This window comes from Variovorax sp. 05T418, from assembly GCF_056396385.1.
Genome location: NZ_JBFTLJ010000002.1, coordinates 297,353 through 315,813, shown reverse-complemented (window position 1 = coordinate 315,813; position 18,461 = coordinate 297,353). Strand labels below are relative to the sequence as shown.

At 67.7% G+C, this 18,461-nt stretch carries 15 protein-coding genes; 8 read left to right on the top strand and 7 right to left on the bottom strand.

The annotated features are described in order from the left end of the window. Nucleotides 1-35: 35 nt before the first annotated feature. Both AC1DMS_RS04825 and AC1DMS_RS04820 read right to left on the bottom strand, forming a co-directional pair. Nucleotides 36-944: a response regulator transcription factor gene (locus tag AC1DMS_RS04825; protein ID WP_012748246.1), complete on the bottom strand. Its 909-nt coding sequence runs from the start codon at nucleotides 942-944 to the stop codon at nucleotides 36-38. After that, entirely contained in the window at nucleotides 922-4,308 is a 3,387-nt protein-coding gene (locus AC1DMS_RS04820; RefSeq protein WP_478180698.1) for a hybrid sensor histidine kinase/response regulator, read from the bottom strand. The genes AC1DMS_RS04825 and AC1DMS_RS04820 overlap by 23 nt, the downstream gene beginning before the upstream one ends. Nucleotides 4,309-4,558: 250 nt before the next feature. Here AC1DMS_RS04820 and urtA point away from each other — a divergent pair, with 250 nt between their 5' ends. The 8 genes from urtA (at nucleotide 4,559) to AC1DMS_RS04780 (ending at nucleotide 12,002) form a co-directional block, all read left to right on the top strand. Further along, on the top strand, nucleotides 4,559-5,827 hold the full coding sequence (urtA, locus tag AC1DMS_RS04815) for an urea ABC transporter substrate-binding protein (RefSeq protein WP_478180697.1): 1,269 nt from the start codon (nucleotides 4,559-4,561) through the stop codon (nucleotides 5,825-5,827). A 140-nt stretch (nucleotides 5,828-5,967) separates the two neighbouring features. After that, the gene (gene urtB / locus AC1DMS_RS04810; RefSeq protein ID WP_478180696.1) at nucleotides 5,968-6,882 is read left to right on the top strand and encodes an urea ABC transporter permease subunit UrtB; all 915 of its coding nucleotides are present in this window, start codon (nucleotides 5,968-5,970) and stop codon (nucleotides 6,880-6,882) included. Between the two features lie 34 nt (nucleotides 6,883-6,916). After that, nucleotides 6,917-8,110: an urea ABC transporter permease subunit UrtC gene (gene urtC / locus AC1DMS_RS04805; RefSeq protein WP_478180807.1), complete on the top strand. Its 1,194-nt coding sequence runs from the start codon at nucleotides 6,917-6,919 to the stop codon at nucleotides 8,108-8,110. Between the two features lie 22 nt (nucleotides 8,111-8,132). Beyond that, a complete protein-coding gene (gene urtD / locus AC1DMS_RS04800; protein WP_012748241.1) occupies nucleotides 8,133-8,876 on the top strand; it encodes an urea ABC transporter ATP-binding protein UrtD in 744 nt (247 codons plus the stop codon). 318 nt (nucleotides 8,877-9,194) lie between these two features. After that, nucleotides 9,195-9,884 (top strand): urea ABC transporter ATP-binding subunit UrtE, encoded by a 690-nt coding sequence (gene urtE / locus AC1DMS_RS04795; RefSeq protein WP_028254247.1) that lies wholly within the window; start codon nucleotides 9,195-9,197, stop codon nucleotides 9,882-9,884. 27 nt (nucleotides 9,885-9,911) lie between these two features. Beyond that, nucleotides 9,912-11,144 carry a formamidase gene (gene fmdA, locus AC1DMS_RS04790; protein ID WP_478080494.1) on the top strand — a complete coding sequence of 411 codons (1,233 nt, stop codon included), beginning with the start codon at nucleotides 9,912-9,914 and terminating at the stop codon, nucleotides 11,142-11,144. A gap of 11 nt (nucleotides 11,145-11,155) precedes the next feature. Then, nucleotides 11,156-11,503, top strand: a complete 348-nt coding sequence (locus tag AC1DMS_RS04785) for an FmdB family zinc ribbon protein (protein ID WP_478083370.1) — start codon at nucleotides 11,156-11,158, stop codon at nucleotides 11,501-11,503. Nucleotides 11,504-11,651: 148 nt separating this feature from the next. Continuing rightward, a complete protein-coding gene (locus AC1DMS_RS04780; RefSeq protein ID WP_012748237.1) occupies nucleotides 11,652-12,002 on the top strand; it encodes a hypothetical protein in 351 nt (116 codons plus the stop codon). An 81-nt stretch (nucleotides 12,003-12,083) separates the two neighbouring features. Here the strand turns inward: AC1DMS_RS04780 and AC1DMS_RS04775 are convergent, their stop codons facing one another. The 5 genes from AC1DMS_RS04775 to tcuA all read right to left on the bottom strand — a co-directional run bounded on the left by AC1DMS_RS04775 (nucleotide 12,084) and on the right by tcuA (nucleotide 18,420). Continuing rightward, nucleotides 12,084-12,380 (bottom strand): hypothetical protein, encoded by a 297-nt coding sequence (locus tag AC1DMS_RS04775; RefSeq protein WP_278875621.1) that lies wholly within the window; start codon nucleotides 12,378-12,380, stop codon nucleotides 12,084-12,086. 6 nt (nucleotides 12,381-12,386) lie between these two features. Further along, nucleotides 12,387-14,666 carry a glycoside hydrolase family 3 N-terminal domain-containing protein gene (locus tag AC1DMS_RS04770; RefSeq protein WP_478080492.1) on the bottom strand — a complete coding sequence of 760 codons (2,280 nt, stop codon included), beginning with the start codon at nucleotides 14,664-14,666 and terminating at the stop codon, nucleotides 12,387-12,389. A gap of 69 nt (nucleotides 14,667-14,735) precedes the next feature. Continuing rightward, nucleotides 14,736-15,716 (bottom strand): tripartite tricarboxylate transporter substrate binding protein, encoded by a 981-nt coding sequence (locus AC1DMS_RS04765; protein ID WP_278875624.1) that lies wholly within the window; start codon nucleotides 15,714-15,716, stop codon nucleotides 14,736-14,738. Between the two features lie 63 nt (nucleotides 15,717-15,779). Then, on the bottom strand, nucleotides 15,780-17,006 hold the full coding sequence (gene tcuB / locus AC1DMS_RS04760; RefSeq protein ID WP_478080491.1) for a tricarballylate utilization 4Fe-4S protein TcuB: 1,227 nt from the start codon (nucleotides 17,004-17,006) through the stop codon (nucleotides 15,780-15,782). Next, nucleotides 16,990-18,420 carry an FAD-dependent tricarballylate dehydrogenase TcuA gene (gene tcuA / locus AC1DMS_RS04755; protein WP_478080490.1) on the bottom strand — a complete coding sequence of 477 codons (1,431 nt, stop codon included), beginning with the start codon at nucleotides 18,418-18,420 and terminating at the stop codon, nucleotides 16,990-16,992. The genes tcuB and tcuA overlap by 17 nt, the downstream gene beginning before the upstream one ends. Between the last annotated feature and the right edge of the window lie 41 nt (nucleotides 18,421-18,461).

Below are 18,461 nucleotides of genomic sequence, written 5' to 3'. Positions count from 1 at the left end.
GCTCGATCAGGCCAGCTGTCCGCTGGCTAGCTCGATCAGGCCAGCTGGCCACTGGCCAGTGCCGCCGCGGCAGCGCGCGTCTCGACGCCCAGCTTCTCGAAGATGTGCTCGAGGTGCTTGTTGACGGTGCGCGGGCTGGTGCCCAGGATCTCGCCGATGTCGCGGTTGGTCTTGCCCTTGGCAAGCCATGAGAGCACTTCGGTCTCGCGCGGCGTGAGCGCCGCTTCGGCCAGCCGCGCCGACGGCTTGCCCGCGGCCCCTTCGCGCTGCGCCGCGAACAGCAGCATGGTTTCGCCGAGCGCCGCGGCGCCGAGGTTGCGCACCGAAATGCGTGCGCCTGCCGCCGTGGCCACCGCAATGGCCGCGCCGGGCGCAAGCGCGGGTGCGAGCGCGGCGGGCAGCAGTCCGGCCGCCGGCGCCGCATCGAGCGCATGCAGCCACAGCGCGGCTTGCGGCGAGCGCCATGCGATGCGCCCGCGCGCATCGACAAAGACCACGCCCATGCCGGCCACGTCGACCGCATCGCGCGCCATGCGCGTGATGCGCGCGTTGCGCGTGTGCGTGTGCAGCCGCGCGAGCACCTCCTGCGCGCGGATCGGCTTCACCACGTAGTCGACGCCGCCGCATTCGAAGCCCTCGACCACGTGCGCGGTTTCCGAAAGGCCGGTCATGAACAGCACCGGAATGTGCGCGAGCGCCGCATTGGCCTTGATGCGCCGGCAGGTCTCGAAGCCCGACAGGCCGGGCATCAGGCCGTCGAGCAGGATCGCGTCGGGCACCACCAGTTCGAGGCGCTGCAGCGCGGCCTCGCCGTCGGCCGCGACCAGCACGGTGTAGCCGCTCGATTCGAGCGTGTCGCACAGCATGCCGAGGCTGCTGGGGGCGTCGTCCACCACCAGCACCACGGGGCGTTCGGCTTCATCAGGGGGCGAGAGTGTCTGCATCTTGTTCTGCGAGTGCCTTGCGGAGCTTGTCGAGTTCGAATCGGTTGGCCATGCCGCGCAGCCAGGTGCAGGTGGCCGCGGCCGGTGGGGAGGCGGCGGCGAGGCGGTCGAGCACCTGGTGCAGGCCGCGCATGTGGCCCATCTGCACCAGCCGCATCAGCTCGGCGCGGTCGTCTTCGGAGAGCGCGAGCTGCACCGGCCGCGGCGCCATGTCGACGGTGGGCGGCATCGCGTCGTTCGACGCCAGCCATTCGAGGCCGAGGTGCCGCTCCAGCGTGGCGATCAGCTGCGACTCGATGACCGGCTTGCCCACGAAGGCCTGGCAGCCCGCGGCGCGCAGCAGCTCGCCCTGGTTCTCGAACATGTTGGCCGAGACGATGATGATCGGCAGGCGGTCGAAGCCCGAGGCGCGCACCAGCGCCGCGGTCTGCCAGCCATCCATGTCGTCCATGGTGAGGTCCAGCAGGATCGCCGAGGGCAGGTTCTCGCGCAGGCTGTCGAGGCATTCGGTGCCGCTTGCGGCCTCGCGCACCTCGAAGCCCAGCGGCGCGAGCATGCCGGCCAGCATCTGGCGCTGCACCGGCTGGTCGTCCACCACCAGCAGCGTGCGGCGCGCGCCGATGTAGCCCGACACCGGCCGGCGGGTCTCCGCCTGCGGGCCGGGGTCGGCCACTTCGCGCAGGTACACCCGCACGCTGAAGGTGCTGCCCGCGGGCGAGGTGGCGGCCAGCGCCAGCTCGCCGCCCATCAGCGACGTGAGAAGGCCGGTGATGGTGAGGCCCAGGCCCGTGCCGGGCTCGCCGCGCCGGCGCCCGGCGGCGCCGCGCTCGAACGGAAGAAAGATGCGCTGGTGGTCCTGCGGCGCCACGCCGATGCCGGTGTCGACCACGTCGAAGCGCAGCACCTCGCGCCGCGCATCCACATGCAGCGTGACCGTGCCGCTGTCGGTGAAGCGCACCGCGTTGGCCAGCAGGTTGATGAGGATCTGGCGCAGCCGCTTGGCATCGGCATGCACCCAGGGCGGCAGCCGCCCGCTGTGGGTGTAGACGAATGCCAGGCCCTTGTTCTCGGCCTGCGGCCGCACCATGTGCACCACCTCGTCCAGGAAGGCCGGCAGCGCGAGAGGGGCGGGCTCCAGCTGCAGCCGGCCGGCCTCGATGCGCGCCAGGTCGAGCAGCCCGTCGATCAGCCCCAGCATGTGCTCGCCGCTGCGCTGGATGGTCTGCACCGCTTCGCGCGGCGGCGCCACGGCCTCGCCCTTGAGCAGGATCTGCGAGTAGCCCAGGATGCTGTTGAGCGGCGTGCGCAGCTCGTGCGTCATGCCGGCCACGTAGCGGGTCTTGGCTTGGTTGGCGGCTTCGGCGGCTTCCTTCGCGGTCTGCAGCGCGGCGTCGGTGCGCTGGTGCGCCTCGATCTCGACGGTGAGCAGGTGGTTGTGGCGGTTCGATTCCTCCTGCGCCATCTGCCGGCTCTCGCTGCCCAGCACGATCCACCAGGCGGCCACAGCCGCCACCAGCGACAGCAGCGCAAACACCTTGAGGAAGGCGCTGCGCAGCGCCGGGTCCACCGCATCGGCGCCCACGATGGCCTCCTGCGCATACACCACGCCCATCACCGTGGCCAGCAGCGCCACCAGCGAGGTGGCCACCATCAGGTAGTGCGCCACGCGAAAATTGAGCCGGCCCGACAGCGCGGGCGGCAGCAGCGCCTGGAGCCAGCCGCTCATCTGCTCGGCCGCGCGCGAGTCGGTCTTGCAGCGGTCGTGGCAGCGCGATTCGAGCGTGCAGCACAGCGAGCAGATCGGCGCGCTGTAGGCCGGGCAGTGCGCCATGTCCTCGGACTCGAAGCTGTTGTCGCACACCGAGCATTTCACGATCTGCCCTGGCGTCCAGCGCCGGATGTCGCTGCGCGCCAGGTAGTAGCGCCCGCGCGTGCGCCAGGCCAGCAGCGGCGAGACCACCAGCGCCGTGATCAGCGCGATGAAGGGCGAGAACGCGCGCGCCCACTGGCCCAGCACGCCGGAGTACGCCAGCATGGCGAGCGCCGCCGCCACCAGCATCGCGCCCAGGCCGACCGGATTGATGTCATACAGGTGCGCGCGCTTGAACTCGATGGTGCGCGGGCTCCAGCCCAGCGGCTTGTTGATGACCAGGTCGGCCACCAGCGCGCCGACCCAGGCAATGGCGATGTTGCTGTAGAAACCCAGCACGTGCTCGAGCGCCGCGAACACGCCCAGCGTCATCAGCAGGATCGCGATGACCACGTTGAACACCAGCCACACCACGCGCCCCGGGTGGCTGTGCGTGAGCCGCGCGAAGAAGTTCGACCACGCCAGCGAGCCCGCATAGGCGTTGGTGAGGTTGATCTTCATCTGCGAGACCACCACGAACAGCGTGGTGATCGCCAGCACCCAGGCCGGATCGCGCAGCACATACGAAAAGCCCGTGAGGTACATCAGCGTGGGCTCGACCGCGTGCCGGGCCGGAATCTCATGCTGGAGCGCCAGAAAGGCCAGAAAGGCGCCGCCCATCATCTTGAGCATGCCCGGCACGATCCAGCCCGGGCCCGCCACCAGCACCGCGGCCCACCAGCGGCCGCGGTTGGCGGCCGTCTTCTCGGGCAGGAAGCGCAGGTAGTCGACCTGCTCGCCGATCTGCACCACCAGCGAGAAGGCCACCGTGGCGGCGGCGCCGAACATCAGCGGGTCGAAGCTGCTGCTGTCGGAGCTGCGGCCCACCAGGCCGGTGAAGTCGGCATACAGCCCGGGCTTCTTCACCAGCACCGCGACGAACGGGCAGACGAACAGCGCGATCCAGATCGGTTGCGTCCACAACTGCAGGCCCGAGATCAGCGTGATGCCGCGCATCACCAGCGGCACGATCACGACCGACGACAGCAGGTAGAGCAGCGGCAGCGGCCAGTCCAGGTACAGCTGCAGCGCCAGCGCGAGGATGGCCGCCTCCAGCGCGAAGAAGATGAAGGTGAAGCTCGCGTAGATCAGCGAGGTGAGGGTGGAGCCCAGGTAGCCGAAGCCCGCGCCGCGCGTGAGCAGGTCCATGTCTACGCCATGCCGGGCCGCGTAGTAGGAGATCGGCAGGCCAGTCAGAAAGGTGATGAGCCCCACCACCAGGATGGCCCACAGCGCGTTCGAGAAGCCGTAGCTCAGCGCGATGGCGCCGCCGATGGCCTCCAGCGCCAGGAACGAGGTGGCGCCGAAGGCCGCGTTGGCGACGCGGAACTCCGACCACTTGCGAAAGCTGCGCGGCGTGTAGCGCAGCGCGTAGTCCTCCAGCGTTTCGTTCGCGACCCACGCGTTGTAGTCGCGGCGGATGCGGAAGATCTTCTGGCCGGTGACGGGTTGCATGGTGGGCTCTGGCGGCGAGGGCGGCGATGGCATGGCAGGCAGACACAGCAAGAAGCGCTCCCTGCCTCCGGCCCGCCTGTGCACGGCTTGCGAGTCTGGACGCTGGCGCACCTCTGGCCGCTACGTTGAATGACGTATTCGCGCCGGCGCAGGTGATTTCTAAAGTACCAGCCATGGTGCTCGGGGCACCGTCCGGCGCACTGCGATGGTGCGCGGCTCACCCTTCCAACAACCTGCCTGGAGTTTCCCGATGTCGCGTGATTCAGAAGATCTTTCCCTCGATGCCCTGGCATTGCGCCGCCGCCGGCTGCTGCAGGGCGCTGCCGCGCTGCCCGTGATGAGCCTGTCCGGCCTGAGCTTCGGCCAGTCGCAGTTCCCCACGGCCAAGGTCAACAGCACCAAGCTCGCGGTGACCGACACCGAAGTGACGGTGGGCCAGCTGCACTCGTCCTCCGGCACCATGGCCATCTCGGAAACCGGCTCGATCCAGGCCGAGCAGCTCGCCATCGACCAGATCAACGCGATGGGCGGCATCCTCGGGCGCAAGATCAAGGTCATCAAGGAAGACGGTGCCTCCGATTGGCCGACCTTTGCCGAGAAGTCGAAGAAGCTGCTGGTCAACGACCATTGCGCCGCGGTGTTCGGCTGCTGGACCAGCGCCTCGCGCAAGGCCGTGCTGCCGGTGTTCGAGAAGGAGAACGGCCTCCTGTACTACCCGACCTTCTACGAAGGCCTGGAGCAGAGCAAGAACGTGATCTACACGGGCCAGGAAGCCACGCAGCAGATCATCTGGGGCCTCGATTGGGGCGCCAAGGAGAAGAAGGCCAAGACCTTCTTCCTGGTGGGCTCCGACTACATCTGGCCGCGCACCTCGATGAAGATCGCGCGCAAGCACATCGAGAACTTCCAGAAGGGCTCGGTCAAGGGCGAGGAGTACTACCCGCTGGGCCACACCAACTTCAACTCGCTGATCAACAAGATCAAGGTCGCCAAGCCCGACTGCATCTTCGCGGCGGTGGTGGGCGGCTCGAACGTGGCCTTCTACAAGCAGCTCAAGGCCGCGGGCATCACGGGCGACAAGCAGTTCCTGCTGACGTTGGCCGTCACTGAAGACGAGATGACCGGCGTAGGCGGCGAGAACTTCGCGGGCTTCTATTCGTCGATGAAGTACTTCCAGTCGCTCGACAACGCGAACAACAAGAAGTTCGTGGAAGCCTTCAAGGCCAAGTACGGCAAGGACGCGGTGATCGGCGACGTCACGCAGGCCGGCTACCTCGGCCCGTGGCTCTGGAAGGCGGCGGTGGAGAAGGCCGGCAGCTTCGACGTGGACAAGGTGGTGGCCGGCTCGCCGGGCATCGAGCTGAAGACGGCGCCCGAAGGCTACGTGAAGCTGGACGCGAACCACCACCTGTGGAGCAAGGCGCGCATCGGGCAGGGGCAGCTGGACGGGACGTTCAAGGTGGTGGCGGAGTCGGCGGAATTGATCAAGCCGGATCCGTTTCCCAAAGGCTACCAATAACCCTGTCTCGCTCCCTCCCCTTCCGGGGGAGGGCAGGGGTGGGGGCAAGCGGCGCCACCCATGGGCACGCTCTGCCTGCCCCCATCCCAACCTTCCCCCGGAAGGGGAAGGAGCCAATACCCAACACCGGAATCGTTGCCATGACTCTGTCGGACATGATGAACATCGGCCTGATGCAGGGCTTCGCGGGGCTGAGCCTGTTCGCGGTGCTGCTGCTGATGGGCCTCGGACTCGCGATCATCTTCGGGCAGATGGGCGTGATCAACATGGCGCATGGCGAGTTCATGACCATCGGCGCCTATTCGATCTACCTGGCCGCGCGCGTCACCGAAAGCCTGGCGCCCGCGTTCATGCCGTACTACTTTCCGATCGCGATCGGCCTCGCCTTCGTGTTCGCCTTCATCGTCGGCTGGATCGTGGAGTGGGTGCTGATCCGCCATCTCTACAAGCGCCCGCTCGACACGCTGCTCGCCACCTGGGGCGTGAGCCTGGGGCTGCAGCAGATCTTCCGCACCTTCATCGGCCCGAAGGAAGTGAGCCCCACGCTGCCCGAATGGCTCATGGGCTCGTGGACGCCGCATGAAGGCCTGGACATTCCGATCAACGGCCTGTTCGTGCTCGCACTCACCGCGCTGGTCACCGGCGGCGTGCTGCTTGCGCTGCACAAGAGCCGCTGGGGGCTGCGCGTGCGCGCCACCGTGGCCAACCGCACCATGGCCAACGCGACCGGCGTCGACACCATGAAGACCGACCGCCTGACCTTTGCCATCGGCTGCGGCATTGCCGGCATGGCGGGCGCGGCCTTCACCACCATCGGCTCGACCGGGCCGACCTCGGGCTCGCTCTACATCGTGGATGCCTTCCTGGTCGTCACCTTTGGCGGCGCGGCCAGCCTGCTGGGTACCGTGGTCTCGGCCTTCGGCATTGCGCAGACGCAGTCGATCTCGGAGTTCTTCATGACCGGCTCGATGGCCAAGGTGCTGACGCTCTCGCTGATCGTGCTGATTTTGATGATGCGGCCGCAAGGGCTTTTCGCAGTCAAGGTGCGTCGTTGATGAACCCGAATCCTTCCTGGAGAACGTTCCGATGATGAATTTCATCAAGGCCTCGATCCTGCGCTACCAGCTCGGCAGCCTGCTGCTGCTGGTGCTGCTGCTGGCGGTCGTGCTGCCGCTGTCGCTCGACATCTTCCGCCTGAACCTCGTGGGCAAGTACCTCACCTACGCCTTCGTGGCCGTTGGCCTGGTCATGGTATGGGGCTACGGCGGCGTGCTGAGCCTGGGGCAGGGCGTGTTCTTCGGCATCGGCGGCTATGCGATGGCGATGTTCCTCAAGCTCGAGGCCTCCGACCCCGTCACGACCAAGATCCAGTCGACGCCGGGCATTCCGGACTTCATGGACTGGAACCAGATCACCGAGCTGCCCGCGCTGTGGCTGCCGTTCAAGAGCCTGCCGCTGAGCCTGGCGCTGGTGGTGCTGGCGCCGATGGCGCTGGCCTGGCTCGTGAGCTTTGCGATGTTCAAGCGACGCGTGGGCGGCGTGTACTTTGCGATCATCACGCAGGCGGTGGCGCTCATTTGCACCGTGCTCATCATCGGCCAGCAGGGCTACACGGGCGGCGTCAACGGCATGACCGACCTGAAGACGATGCTGGGCTGGGACACGCGCACCGACGGCGCCAAGTACGTTCTCTACTACGTCTGCGTGGGCCTCCTGGTCGCGAGCATCGTGCTGTGCCGCTGGATCCAGACCAGCAAGCTCGGCACGCTGCTGCTCGCCATGCGAGACAAGGAAGACCGCGTGCGCTTCTCGGGCTACGACGTGTCCAACTTCAAGGTCTTCATCTTCTGCCTGGCGGCCGGGCTCTCGGGCATCGGCGGTGCGATGTTCGCGCTGCAGGTGGGCTTCATGTCGCCGAGCTTCGTGGGCATCGTGCCGTCGATCGAGATGGTGATCTTCTGCGCCGTGGGCGGCCGCATGAGCCTGGTGGGCGCGGTGTACGGCGCGCTGCTGGTGAATGCGGGCAAGACGCTGTTCTCGGAGAGTTTTCCGGACCTGTGGCTGTTCCTGATGGCCGGCCTCTTCATCGGCGTGACCATGGCCTTCCCGATGGGGCTCGCGGGCCTGTGGGACGAGAAGTTGAGGCCCTGGTGGAAGGAGCGCCGCAAGGCACTGCGCGAGGCCGCGGTGCAGCCGCCGGCCTCTACGCCGCTGCCGCCCGCTGCACCGGCCGCCGCGCCCGAACCCGAGCTGCCCGACGGTGTCGGCAGCCAGCGCGCCTGAAGAACACCGGAGCCACCACCTCATGAGCAATACCGACTTCGCGCTGGCCGTGGAAGACCTCAGCGTCTCGTTCGACGGTTTCAAGGCCATCGACGACCTCACGCTCTACATCGACAGGAACGAGCTGCGCGTGATCATCGGCCCCAACGGCGCGGGCAAGACCACGCTGCTGGACCTGATCTGCGGCAAGACCCGCGCGAGCGCCGGCAGCATCAAGTTCAAGAACACCGAGCTCACCAAGATGGCCGAGCACAAGCGCGTGCGGCTGGGCATCGGCCGCAAGTTCCAGACGCCGTCGATCTACGAGAACCTGAGCGTGTTCCAGAACCTGGAGGTGTCGTTCCCGAAGGGCCGATCGGTGCTCGGCGCGCTGGCGTTCAAGTGCGACGACGAGGTCAAGGCCAAGGTCCAGGCGGTGGCCGAGGACATCGGCCTGGCCGACCGGCTGCGCACCGAGGCAGGCCTGCTGAGCCATGGCCAGAAGCAGTGGCTGGAGATCGGCATGCTGCTGATGCAGGAGCCCGAGCTGCTGATGCTCGACGAACCCATTGCCGGCATGAGCGCGCGTGAACGCGAGCTCACGGCCGACCTGCTCAAGCGCATCTGCCGGAACCGCGCGGTGATCGTCATCGAGCACGACATGGCCTTCGTGAAGCAGATCGCGCACAAGGTCACCGTGATGCACCAGGGAAAGATCCTGGCCGAGGGGCCGATGGAGAAGGTGCAGGCGGATCCGAAGGTCATTGATGTCTATCTGGGGCACTAGATGAAGTCTTGCGTTGTGCTTTGTTCAGGGCGCGCTCCCGCCGACGGGGTACCTTGCTCCGCGAATGTCCTCCGGCCTGCGGCCTCCCCCTTGATTTCGCTGCGCAAGGCACCCCATCGGCGTGATCGTCATGCGCAGCGGTCGTTGATCGGCCAGCACCACAGCCGCGCCCATCGTGCACAGGGCATCGGGGTGCTTCCCGCAGCGAAATCAAGGAGGAGGGCGAAGCCCGGGGGACATTCGCGGAGGGAAGTACCCGGTGGCCTGTGCACACGCCCTGAACAAGAGCCTTAGAGGAACAACCAGATGAGCAACATCATGCTGAAGGTAGAAGACCTCCACGTAGCCTACGGCCAGAGCGAGGCCCTGCACGGCATCTCTTTCGAAGGCCATGCCAACGAAACAATAGCCGTCATGGGCCGCAACGGCATGGGCAAGACCACGCTGTTCAAGAGCCTCATGGGCGTGCTGCCGTTGAAGAGCGGCCGCATCGAGGTGGCGGGGCAGGACGTCTCGCGCGACGAGAGCTTCAGGCGCGTGGCCAAGGGCATTGCCTACGTACCGCAGGGCCGCATGATCTTTCCGACCCTCACCGTGGAAGAGAACATCCAGACCGGCCTCGAGAACTCGAAGACCAAACGCATTCCCGAAGAAATCTACGCGCTGTTCCCCGTGCTGTGGGACATGAAACGCCGCAAAGGCGGCAACCTCTCGGGCGGCCAGCAACAGCAGCTGGCCATTGCGCGCGCCCTCGTCACCGACCCCAAGGTGCTGCTGCTCGACGAGCCCACCGAAGGAATCCAGCCTTCGATCATCAAGGACATTGCCAAGGCCCTCAACGAGATCCGCAAGCTGCGCGGCATCACCATCGTCGTGTCCGAGCAGGTGCTGAGCTTTGCCATGGACGTGGCCGACCGGCTCTTCGTGATCGAAGGCGGGCGCCTCGTACACGAGACCGCGCGCGACAAGACCGACGTCGACCACATCAAGGCCTATCTCTCCGTTTAACCACAACCCACCCAGGAGCCACTGCAAATGACGGACACGCTGATCAAGGTCGACCTGACCAAGCCGCCCACCGAGAACGAGATGATCCACAACCGCTGGCATCCGGACATTCCGATGGCCTGCTGGGTCAACCCGGGCGACGACTTCATCCTCGAGACTTTCGACTGGACCGGCGGCTTCATCAAGAACAACGACAGCGCCGACGACGTGCGCGACATCGACCTGAGCACCGTGCACTACCTCTCGGGCCCCGTGGGCGTGAAGGGCGCCGAGCCCGGCGACCTGCTGGTGGTGGACTTGCTCGACATCGGCGCCAAGCAGGACAGCCTCTGGGGCTTCAACGGCTTCTTCTCGAAGAAGAACGGCGGCGGCTTCCTGACCGAGCACTTTCCCGAAGCGCAGAAATCCATCTGGGACTTCAAGGGCATGTTCACCAGCTCGCGCCACATTCCCGGCGTCAACTTCGCGGGCCTCATCCACCCCGGCCTGATCGGCTGCCTGCCCGACAAGCCGATGCTCGACATGTGGAACGAGCGCGAAGGCAAGCTCATCGCCACCGACCCGGACCGCGTGCCCGGCCTTGCCAATCCGCCGTTCGCCGGCACCGCCCACATGGGCAAGATGACCGGCGACGCGCGCGCCAAGGCCGCGGCCGAGGGTGCGCGCACCGTGCCGCCGCGCGAGCACGGCGGCAACTGCGACATCAAGGACCTGTCGCGCGGCTCGAAGGTGTTCTTTCCGGTGTACGTCGACGGCGCGGGCCTCAGCGTGGGCGACCTGCACTTCAGCCAGGGCGACGGCGAGATCACCTTCTGCGGCGCCATCGAGATGGCGGGCTGGGTGCACATGAAGGTCACGCTCATCAAGGGCGGCATGGCCAAGTACGGCATCAGGAACCCGATCTTCAAGCCGAGCGTGATCACGCCGCAGTACAACGACTACCTGATCTTCGAAGGCATCTCGGTCGACGAGGCCGGCAAGCAGTACTACCTGGACGTGAACGTGGCCTACCGGCAAGCTTGCCTGAATGCCATCGAGTACCTGAAGAAGTTCGGCTACTCGGGCGCGCAGGCCTATTCGATTTTGGGCACCGCACCCGTGCAGGGCCACATCAGCGGCGTGGTCGACGTGCCCAACTCCTGCGCCACGCTCTGGCTGCCCACGCAGATCTTCGACTTCGACATCAACCCGAACGCCGCGGGGCCGGTGAAGATGATCGACGGCAGCATCGACATGCCGCTGTCGCACGACCTGGCCTGACGAACGCGCCCATGCCCACCTACGACTACGCCTGCGGCCAGTGCGGCGGCTTTGAGGCGCTGCGGCCTTCGGGCCAGCGCGACGATCCCGCCGCATGCCCCGACTGCGGCGCAGCATCGCCACGCGTGCTTTCGGCCGCGCCGCGGCTCGCGCTGATGGCCTCGGGCACGCGCCGCGCGATGGAGACCAACGAGCGCGCCCGGCACGAGCCGGGCAGCTCGCGCGACTACGCGCGCTTCAAGCATCCGGCGGGCTGCAGCTGCTGCTCGGGTTCATCGCCGCGGCGCAGTGCGACGGTGACGGCACCCAACGGCGCCAAGTCGGCGCCTACCAAGCGGCCCTGGATGATTTCGCACTAATGCAGGCCTAACAATCCACGGCATGCAGCGGGCCGGCACCGGCTCGATTGTTTCAATCCCGTGAACGCCGCGATTCCGTTTGCCGCGGTTTTTTGAGGCACTTCAGGATCACACTTCATTTCACCAACCAACCCATTAGGAGATTGAAATGAATGCCTCGAAAGTCCTCGCTGCTGCTGCCCTCTCGCTCCTGGCTGCCGCCGGTGCGCATGCAGAAACCTACGAAGGTGTGCTGACCGTGAACTCCGGCGTTTCGCGCGCCGAAGTCGCGCCGCAAGCCGTTGCCGCCGCCCGCGCCGGCAACGAATACGGCGACAGCGCCAGCGCCGGTGCGCAAGCCTTCACCTCGACCGCCGACCGCGCGACCATCCAGGCCGAAGCCGTTGCCAAGGCGCACGACCCGCTCGCAAGCCTCGACCGCCGCGCGTTCTACCGCGACGAAGTGCCGCAAGCCTACAAGAAGCCCAGCGTGTCGTTCACGCGCCAGGCCGGCCTCTGAGCCGAATCGCTCCCTTGATCGGCGCAATGAAGAACGGGCCCCCGACGGGGCCCGTTTTTCGCGTTCTCCGCCAGCCGTTCCTCATCCGATCCTGAATACCTTGGCTTGCCCGTTGCATCGGGCGCGCAGCAGATCGCCATCGATCTCGATGTGCGTCCAGGCCGCGAACACCCTGTCGCCGTCCAGCAGCTCGATGCTGTCGGCGGACAGCACCCTGTAGCGAAAGATCGGTGCGCATGCAGGTCCGTTCTTTTCTCCCAGGATCGCGGCGACCGTGCCGTCCGGACCGAAGCTGTAGCTCTCGGTGCTCGTTTCGCAGATGAGTGCCAGGCGGCGTCCGGCGAGCAGGGGTGTTTTCATCATCGACCGATCGTCCACCGCGCCTCACTCCCGCGTGAGCGCGAAGCTCTTCTTGATGCCGTCTGCGGCCGAAGGTGCCACCCACAGGTCGAATTCTCCCGGCTCCACCGTCGGCTTCATGTCGCGGCCGATGAACTGCAAGTCGTCCGGACGCAGCGTGAACTCGACCACCTTCGACGCACCGGGCCCGATGCGCACCTTGCGGAAGTTCTTGAGCTCGCGCACCGGCCGCGTCACGCTCGCGGCGCGTTCGGCGGCATACAACTGCACCACTTCCTCGGCCTCGCGCTGGCCGGTGTTGGTGACGGTGGCGCGCACGCGCAGCGTGCCGCCGATCGGCAGCCGGTCCTGGCTCAGCTCCATGCCGTCGTAGCGCACCGGCGCATAGCCGATGCCATGGCCGAAGGGGTAGAGCGCCCGGTTCGTGGTGTCCACGTAGCGGGTCTTGAAGGCCATGGCCTGGTCGTAGTCGGGCAGCGGCCGGCCGGTGCGCTTCTGGCCGTAGTAGAAGGGCACCTGGCCGGAAGCCTGCGGAAAGCTCACCGGCAGGCGGCCCGAGGGATTGAAGTCGCCGAACACCACGTCGGCAATGGCGTTGCCGGTCTGCACGCCGAGAAACCAGGTGACGAGGATGGCGTCTGCATTGCGCACCGCACCCTTGAGTGCCATCGCGCGGCCGTTGCTCAGCAGCACGACCACGGGCTTGCCGGTGGCGGCCACGGCCTCGGCCAGGTCCTGCTGGGCCTGCGGAATGCCGATGTCGGTGCGCGAGCGCGCCTCGCCCGACATGCGCTCGCTCTCGCCGATGGCGAGCACCACCACGTCGGCCTCGCGCGCGGCGGCCACGGCGGCCTCGATGCCGCCGGCCAGCGGCGCATCGATGCCCGAGCCGCGCACCACCGCCAGCGCGCCCGGGTCGGCCAGCGCGGCGCGCAGGCCGTCGTCGATGCCCACGGGCGCCGCCTGGCCCGGAAACAGGCTCCACGCGCCGAGCAGGTCCTGCGTGCCCGAGGCGAAGGGCCCGATCAGCGCGATCTTGCGGCCCGCCTTGGGCAGCGGCAGCACTGCGCGTTCGTTCTTCAGCAGCACGATGGAGCGGCGCGCATCCTCGCGCGCCAGCGCGATGTGCGCGGGGTTGTCGGCCCGCGGCTGTGCCGGTGCGGCGTCGAGCCCGCGCAGCGGCTGGTCGAAGAGGCCCAGCTTCTGCTTGACCCACAGCACGCGGCGCACCGCGTCGTCCAGGCGCGCCATCGGCACTTCGCCCGAGGCCACGAGTTCGGGTAGGTGGCGCATGTACAGGCCGCTCTGCATGCTGACGTCGGTGCCGGCCAGGAACGACTGCTTGGCCGCCTCGCGGCCGTCGGCGGCGTAGCCGTGCGCGATCAGTTCCTCGTCGGCCGTGTAGTCGGACACCACGAAGCCCTTGAACTTCCATTCGTCGCGCAGCACGCCCGTGAGCAGCGCCGGGTTGGCAATCGACGGAATGCCCGAGATCTCGTTGAAGGCGCTCATGACCGAGAGCGCGCCCGCGTCCAGCGCGGCGCGGAACGGCGGCAGGTAGACCTGGCGCAGCGTGCGCTCGGAGATGTCGGTGGCGGCGTAATCGAGCCCGCCCTCGGCAGCGCCGTAGGCCGCGAAGTGCTTGGGCGTGGCCAGCAGCGAATCGCCGCGCGAGAGGTCGGCGCCCTGGAAGCCGCGCACGCGCGCGGCCGCGAACTGGTTGGCCAGGTACACGTCTTCGCCCGCGCCCTCGATGCCGCGGCCCCATCGCGCATCGCGTGCAATGTCCACCATCGGCGCGAAGGTCCAGCGAAAGCCATCGGCGCTCGCTTCCACCGCGGCGGCGCGCGCGGTGCGCTCGGCCAGTTCGGGCTCCCAGCTCGCGGCCTCGGCCAGCGGCATCGGGAAGATGGTGCGAAAGCCGTGGATCACGTCGGCGCCGTACAGCAGCGGAATGCCCAGGCGCGATTCGCGCACGGCCACCTCCTGCAGCACCCGCTTGCGCTCCAGCCCCTCGTTGTTGAACAGGCCGGTGACGCGGCCGGCGCGCACGTCGTCGATCTCCTGCTGCGCATTGCGCTGGCCGGCTTGCGGGTTGCCGGGAATGTTGGTGTTGGCGGGGCCGTAGAGGCTGAGCTGGCCGACCTTCTCCTCGACCGTCATGCGGGCGATGAGCGATTCGATGCGGGCGTCCGCGCCCTTGGCGCCCTCGGCGGTGGCCGGGGCCGGGAGAGACGCGGGGGAGAAGAGAACCGAGGCCAGGCCCAGCAGGGCCGCCGCCATGGCGGGGATTCGAACGTGCATGGCACGCCATTCTCATGCCAAAGCGATGCCGCACGGAACGGCCGGGCTTTGACGGTAAGGCGCGGGCGCCTATTCGGCGGTCGCGCCGGCGTCGCGGGCCACCTTCACCCACTTGGTGGTTTCGCTGCCGATGAAGGCCTTGAGCTCGGCCGGCCGCATGTTGCCTGCTGTTACGCCTTGCTCCTCGAAACGCCTGGCCACGTCCTGCTGCTGCAGCGCGCGGGCGACTTCGGCGTTCAGGCGCGTGACCAGTGCCGGCGGCGTGCCGTGCGGTGCCATGAGTGCGAACCAGGTGGTCATGTCGTAGCCCTTGAGGCCGGCCTCGTCCAGCGTGGGCACGCCCGGGTAGGCCGGCGAGCGCTTCAGCGTGGTCACGGCCAGCGCATGCACCTTGCCGCCGCGCACGTGCGGCGCGGCCGAGGGGCTGGTCTCGATGGCCATCTGGATCTGGCCGCCGATCAGGTCCGCCATCATCGGCGCGCCGCCCTTGTAGGGCACGTGGGTGACGTCGGTCCGGGTCATCGAGCGGAACAGCTCGCCCGAGATGTGCTCGGTGCTGCCGTTGCCGGCCGAGCCGAAGTTCACCTTGCCGGGATTGGCCTTGATGTAGGCCACCAGTTCCGCCACCGACCTGGCCGGCACCTTGTCGTTGACCACCAGCACGTTGGGCGTGGAGGCCACGAGCGCCACGGGATCGAAGTCGCGCTGGAAGTCGTAGGGCAGGCGCTTGTAGAGGCCCGGCGCGATCGAATGCGCGATGGTGGCCAGGAACAGCGTGTAGCCGTCGGCCGGCGCCTTCGATGCGATGGCCGCGCCCACGGTGCCGCCCGCGCCGCCACGGTTGTCGATGATGACCGGCTGCCCGAGCGATTCCGAGAGCTTCTGGCCCACGGTGCGCGCGACGATGTCAGTGGTGCCGCCTGCCACAAAGGGCACGACGATGGTGATGGGCTTGGCGGGCCAGCCGTCTGCGAGCGCGGTCGATGCGGCCGCCGCCGAGAGCAGGGCGGCCATGCCGGCGCGCAGGAAAGAGGAGAGCGTCTTGTTCATCGTGATGGGTCTTGGTGTTGTCGTGGCTTTGAAGATTGCAGGGTCTGGGGTGCACGAGTTCATTCACTCGGCGCCCAGCTGCAGGCGGCTGGGCAGGCGTTTCTCGATCGCGAACTTGAGCAGCGCCGCCGAGCGGAAGATGCCGTGCGCGAACTTGCCGTAGGGCAGCGTGAGGAACAGCGCCATCACCACGCCCAGGTGCACCGCGAGCAGCAGCGCCATGAAGGCGGTGTCGCGCCACGCGAGCAGGGCCAGGCCGGTCACGCTGGTGAGCAGCAGCAGCGCGATGAAGCCGCGGTCCATCGGCCGCTGGGCCACGTCGCCATGCGCCGCATTGCGCCGCAGGTTCAGCCACAGCAGCCCGACGGGGCCGATCACCAGGCCGATGCCGCCCGCGGTGCCCAGCAGCACCGGCAGGCTCGTGAGCGCATAGGGCGCGTGCAGGCCCAGCAGGTAGTGGTAGAGCGTTGCCACGCAGGTGGAGGCGAAGCACAGCATGAAGCCGTAGAAGGTGAAGTGGTGGAAACGCCGGCGCCAGGGCGTGAAGCGGTCGTCTTCGTTGTTGCAGCCCTCGCCGTGGCCGCCGTCCAGGTAGGTGAGGCGCAGCACGTCGTGCGCGGCCTCGGCGCCGGCCGCGGCGCGCACGCCGGCCACTTCGCCCGGCGCGTTCTCCTGCGTCGGCGACACCTCGCGCCAGAAGCGCCGCACGCCCATTGCCAGCGCGAACAGCACAAAGGCGAACACCGCGCCGAACACCAGCGCGAGAAAGTTGTGCGGAAAGATCGCGTAGAAGTTGCCCGCGAGCGGCTCGTGCAGCAGCGAGCCCGACATCGCGACGGCCAGCACGAGGAACAGCGCCAATCCACCGGCCAGCGCCAGCGCGACGGTGAGCCCGGCCTTCTTGTAGAGCGCGCCCATCGCAGGGGGCCAGGCGTAGTCGTGGTAGGTCTGCAGGCGCACCTGCGCCATCGCCTGCGGCACGTTCACCGCAAACTCGTGCGGCGGCGCATATTGGCAGGCATGCAGGCAGGAGCCGCAGTTGTGGCACAGGTTGGCCAGATAGTGCGTGTCGGCCTTGCCGAACTCCAGCCGCCGCGTCATTGCGGGGAACACGGCGCAGAAGCCTTCGCAATACCGGCAGGCGTTGCAGATCTGCAGGATGCGCGCGACTTCGGCTTCGCTGGCGGCGAGCGGCAGCGCCGGCCGGATGGGAATGACGCGCGCCGATGCGCTGCCGATGCCATCGGCATCCGCACGGGCGCGTGCGACCAGGTCAGTGAGCTGCTGCAAGGGCGGTCTCCGGGGAATTCTTTTTCGAATGGCTCTTTGCTGCGCGTGCCGCCTGCGTGCCCGCGATGCGGCCGAAGGCCGTGCCGATGCTCATGCCCACGCCGGCCGTGTAGCCCTTACCCAGCACGTTGCCGGCCATCATTTCGCCGGCCACGAACAGGTTGGGGCTGGGCCGGCCGCCAAAGCGCACGGCCGCGGTCTCGTCCACCTTCAGGCCGAGATACGTGAAGGTGATGCCGGGCCGCAGCGGGTAGGCGTAGAAGGGTGCGGTGTCGATCGGACGCGCCCAGTGCGTCTTGGCGGGCGCGATGCCTTCGGTGTGGCAGTCGTCGAGGGCCGTGTGGTCGAAGCGGCCGACGCGGCAGGCCGCGTTGTAGTCCTGCACGGTGCGGACGAACGTGGCTTCGTCCAGGCCAATCTTCTGCGCGAGTTCGCCCAGCGTGCTTGCCTGCGTGCCGGCGAATACTGGCGGCATGAAGCGCCCGACGGCCTTCTGGTCGATGACCGACCACGCGATCTGCCCCGGCTGCTGCGCCACGAGCCGGCCCCAGATCGCGTAGCGCTTGGGCCAGAAGTCTTCGCCCTCGTCGTAGAAGCGCTGCGCGTCACGGTTGACCACCACGCCGAGCGACACGCAGTCGATGCGGGTGCAGATGCCGCCGTCGTAGAGCGGTGCGCGCGCATCGATGGCCACCATGTGGCCCTGCGACGGATCGCCGATGCTGTCGGCGCCGGCGCCGATCATGTATTTCAGCAGCACGCCCTGGTTGAAGCGCGTGCCGCGGACGAGGAAGTTGTCGGCCGGCCATTCGCCGCGCTCGTTCCGGCCCCAGGCTTCGCGCAGCCATTCACGGTTCGATTCGAAGCCGCCGGCGGCCAGCACGCAGCTCCTGGCTTCGATGCGCTCGCCGGCCTCGGTGCGCACGGCCACGAAGCGGTCGCCGTCGAGCTCCACCGAGGCCACGGGCGTCTCGTAGCGGATCTGCACGCCGAGTTTTTCGGCGCTCCGGAAATAGGCGTTCACCAGCGCCTTGCCGCCGCCCATGAAGAAGGCATTGGTGCGCGCCACGTGCAGCGCACCCGACAGCGGCGGCTGGAAGTGCACGCCGTGGCTGCGCATCCAGTCGCGGCAGTTCGACGAGGCGCGGATCACCAGCCGCGCGAGGTGCTCGTCGGTCAGGCCACCCGTCACCTTCAGCAGGTCTTGCCAGTACTCCTCTTCAGGGTAGGCATCGACCAGCACGTCCTGCGGGGCATCGTGCATGCAGCGCAGGTTGCGGGTGTGCTGCGAATTGCCGCCGCGCCATTCCTTCGGCGAGGCTTCCAGCAGCAGCACCGAAGCGCCGGCCTCGCGCGCCATCAGCGCGGCGCACAGCGCGGCATTGCCGCCGCCGACAACCAGTACATCTATCACTCGTGGGTCTCCTTTGAATCCAGGAGACTTTAGGGAGCCAG

Excerpts from the sequence above, each read along its gene's own strand:
- AC1DMS_RS04820 (WP_478180698.1), bottom strand. The coding sequence starts at position 4,308 with ATGCAACCCGTCACCGGCCAGAAGATCTTCCGCATCCGCCGCGACTAC.
- AC1DMS_RS04785 (WP_478083370.1), top strand. The coding sequence starts at position 11,156 with ATGCCCACCTACGACTACGCCTGCGGCCAGTGCGGCGGCTTTGAGGCG.
- AC1DMS_RS04825 (WP_012748246.1), bottom strand. The coding sequence starts at position 944 with ATGCAGACACTCTCGCCCCCTGATGAAGCCGAACGCCCCGTGGTGCTG.
- urtC (WP_478180807.1), top strand. The coding sequence starts at position 6,917 with ATGAATTTCATCAAGGCCTCGATCCTGCGCTACCAGCTCGGCAGCCTG.
- AC1DMS_RS04770 (WP_478080492.1), bottom strand. The coding sequence starts at position 14,666 with ATGCACGTTCGAATCCCCGCCATGGCGGCGGCCCTGCTGGGCCTGGCC.
- urtB (WP_478180696.1), top strand. The coding sequence starts at position 5,968 with ATGACTCTGTCGGACATGATGAACATCGGCCTGATGCAGGGCTTCGCG.
- AC1DMS_RS04765 (WP_278875624.1), bottom strand. The coding sequence starts at position 15,716 with ATGAACAAGACGCTCTCCTCTTTCCTGCGCGCCGGCATGGCCGCCCTG.
- urtE (WP_028254247.1), top strand. The coding sequence starts at position 9,195 with ATGCTGAAGGTAGAAGACCTCCACGTAGCCTACGGCCAGAGCGAGGCC.
- urtD (WP_012748241.1), top strand. The coding sequence starts at position 8,133 with ATGAGCAATACCGACTTCGCGCTGGCCGTGGAAGACCTCAGCGTCTCG.
- AC1DMS_RS04780 (WP_012748237.1), top strand. The coding sequence starts at position 11,652 with ATGAATGCCTCGAAAGTCCTCGCTGCTGCTGCCCTCTCGCTCCTGGCT.
- urtA (WP_478180697.1), top strand. The coding sequence starts at position 4,559 with ATGTCGCGTGATTCAGAAGATCTTTCCCTCGATGCCCTGGCATTGCGC.
- fmdA (WP_478080494.1), top strand. The coding sequence starts at position 9,912 with ATGACGGACACGCTGATCAAGGTCGACCTGACCAAGCCGCCCACCGAG.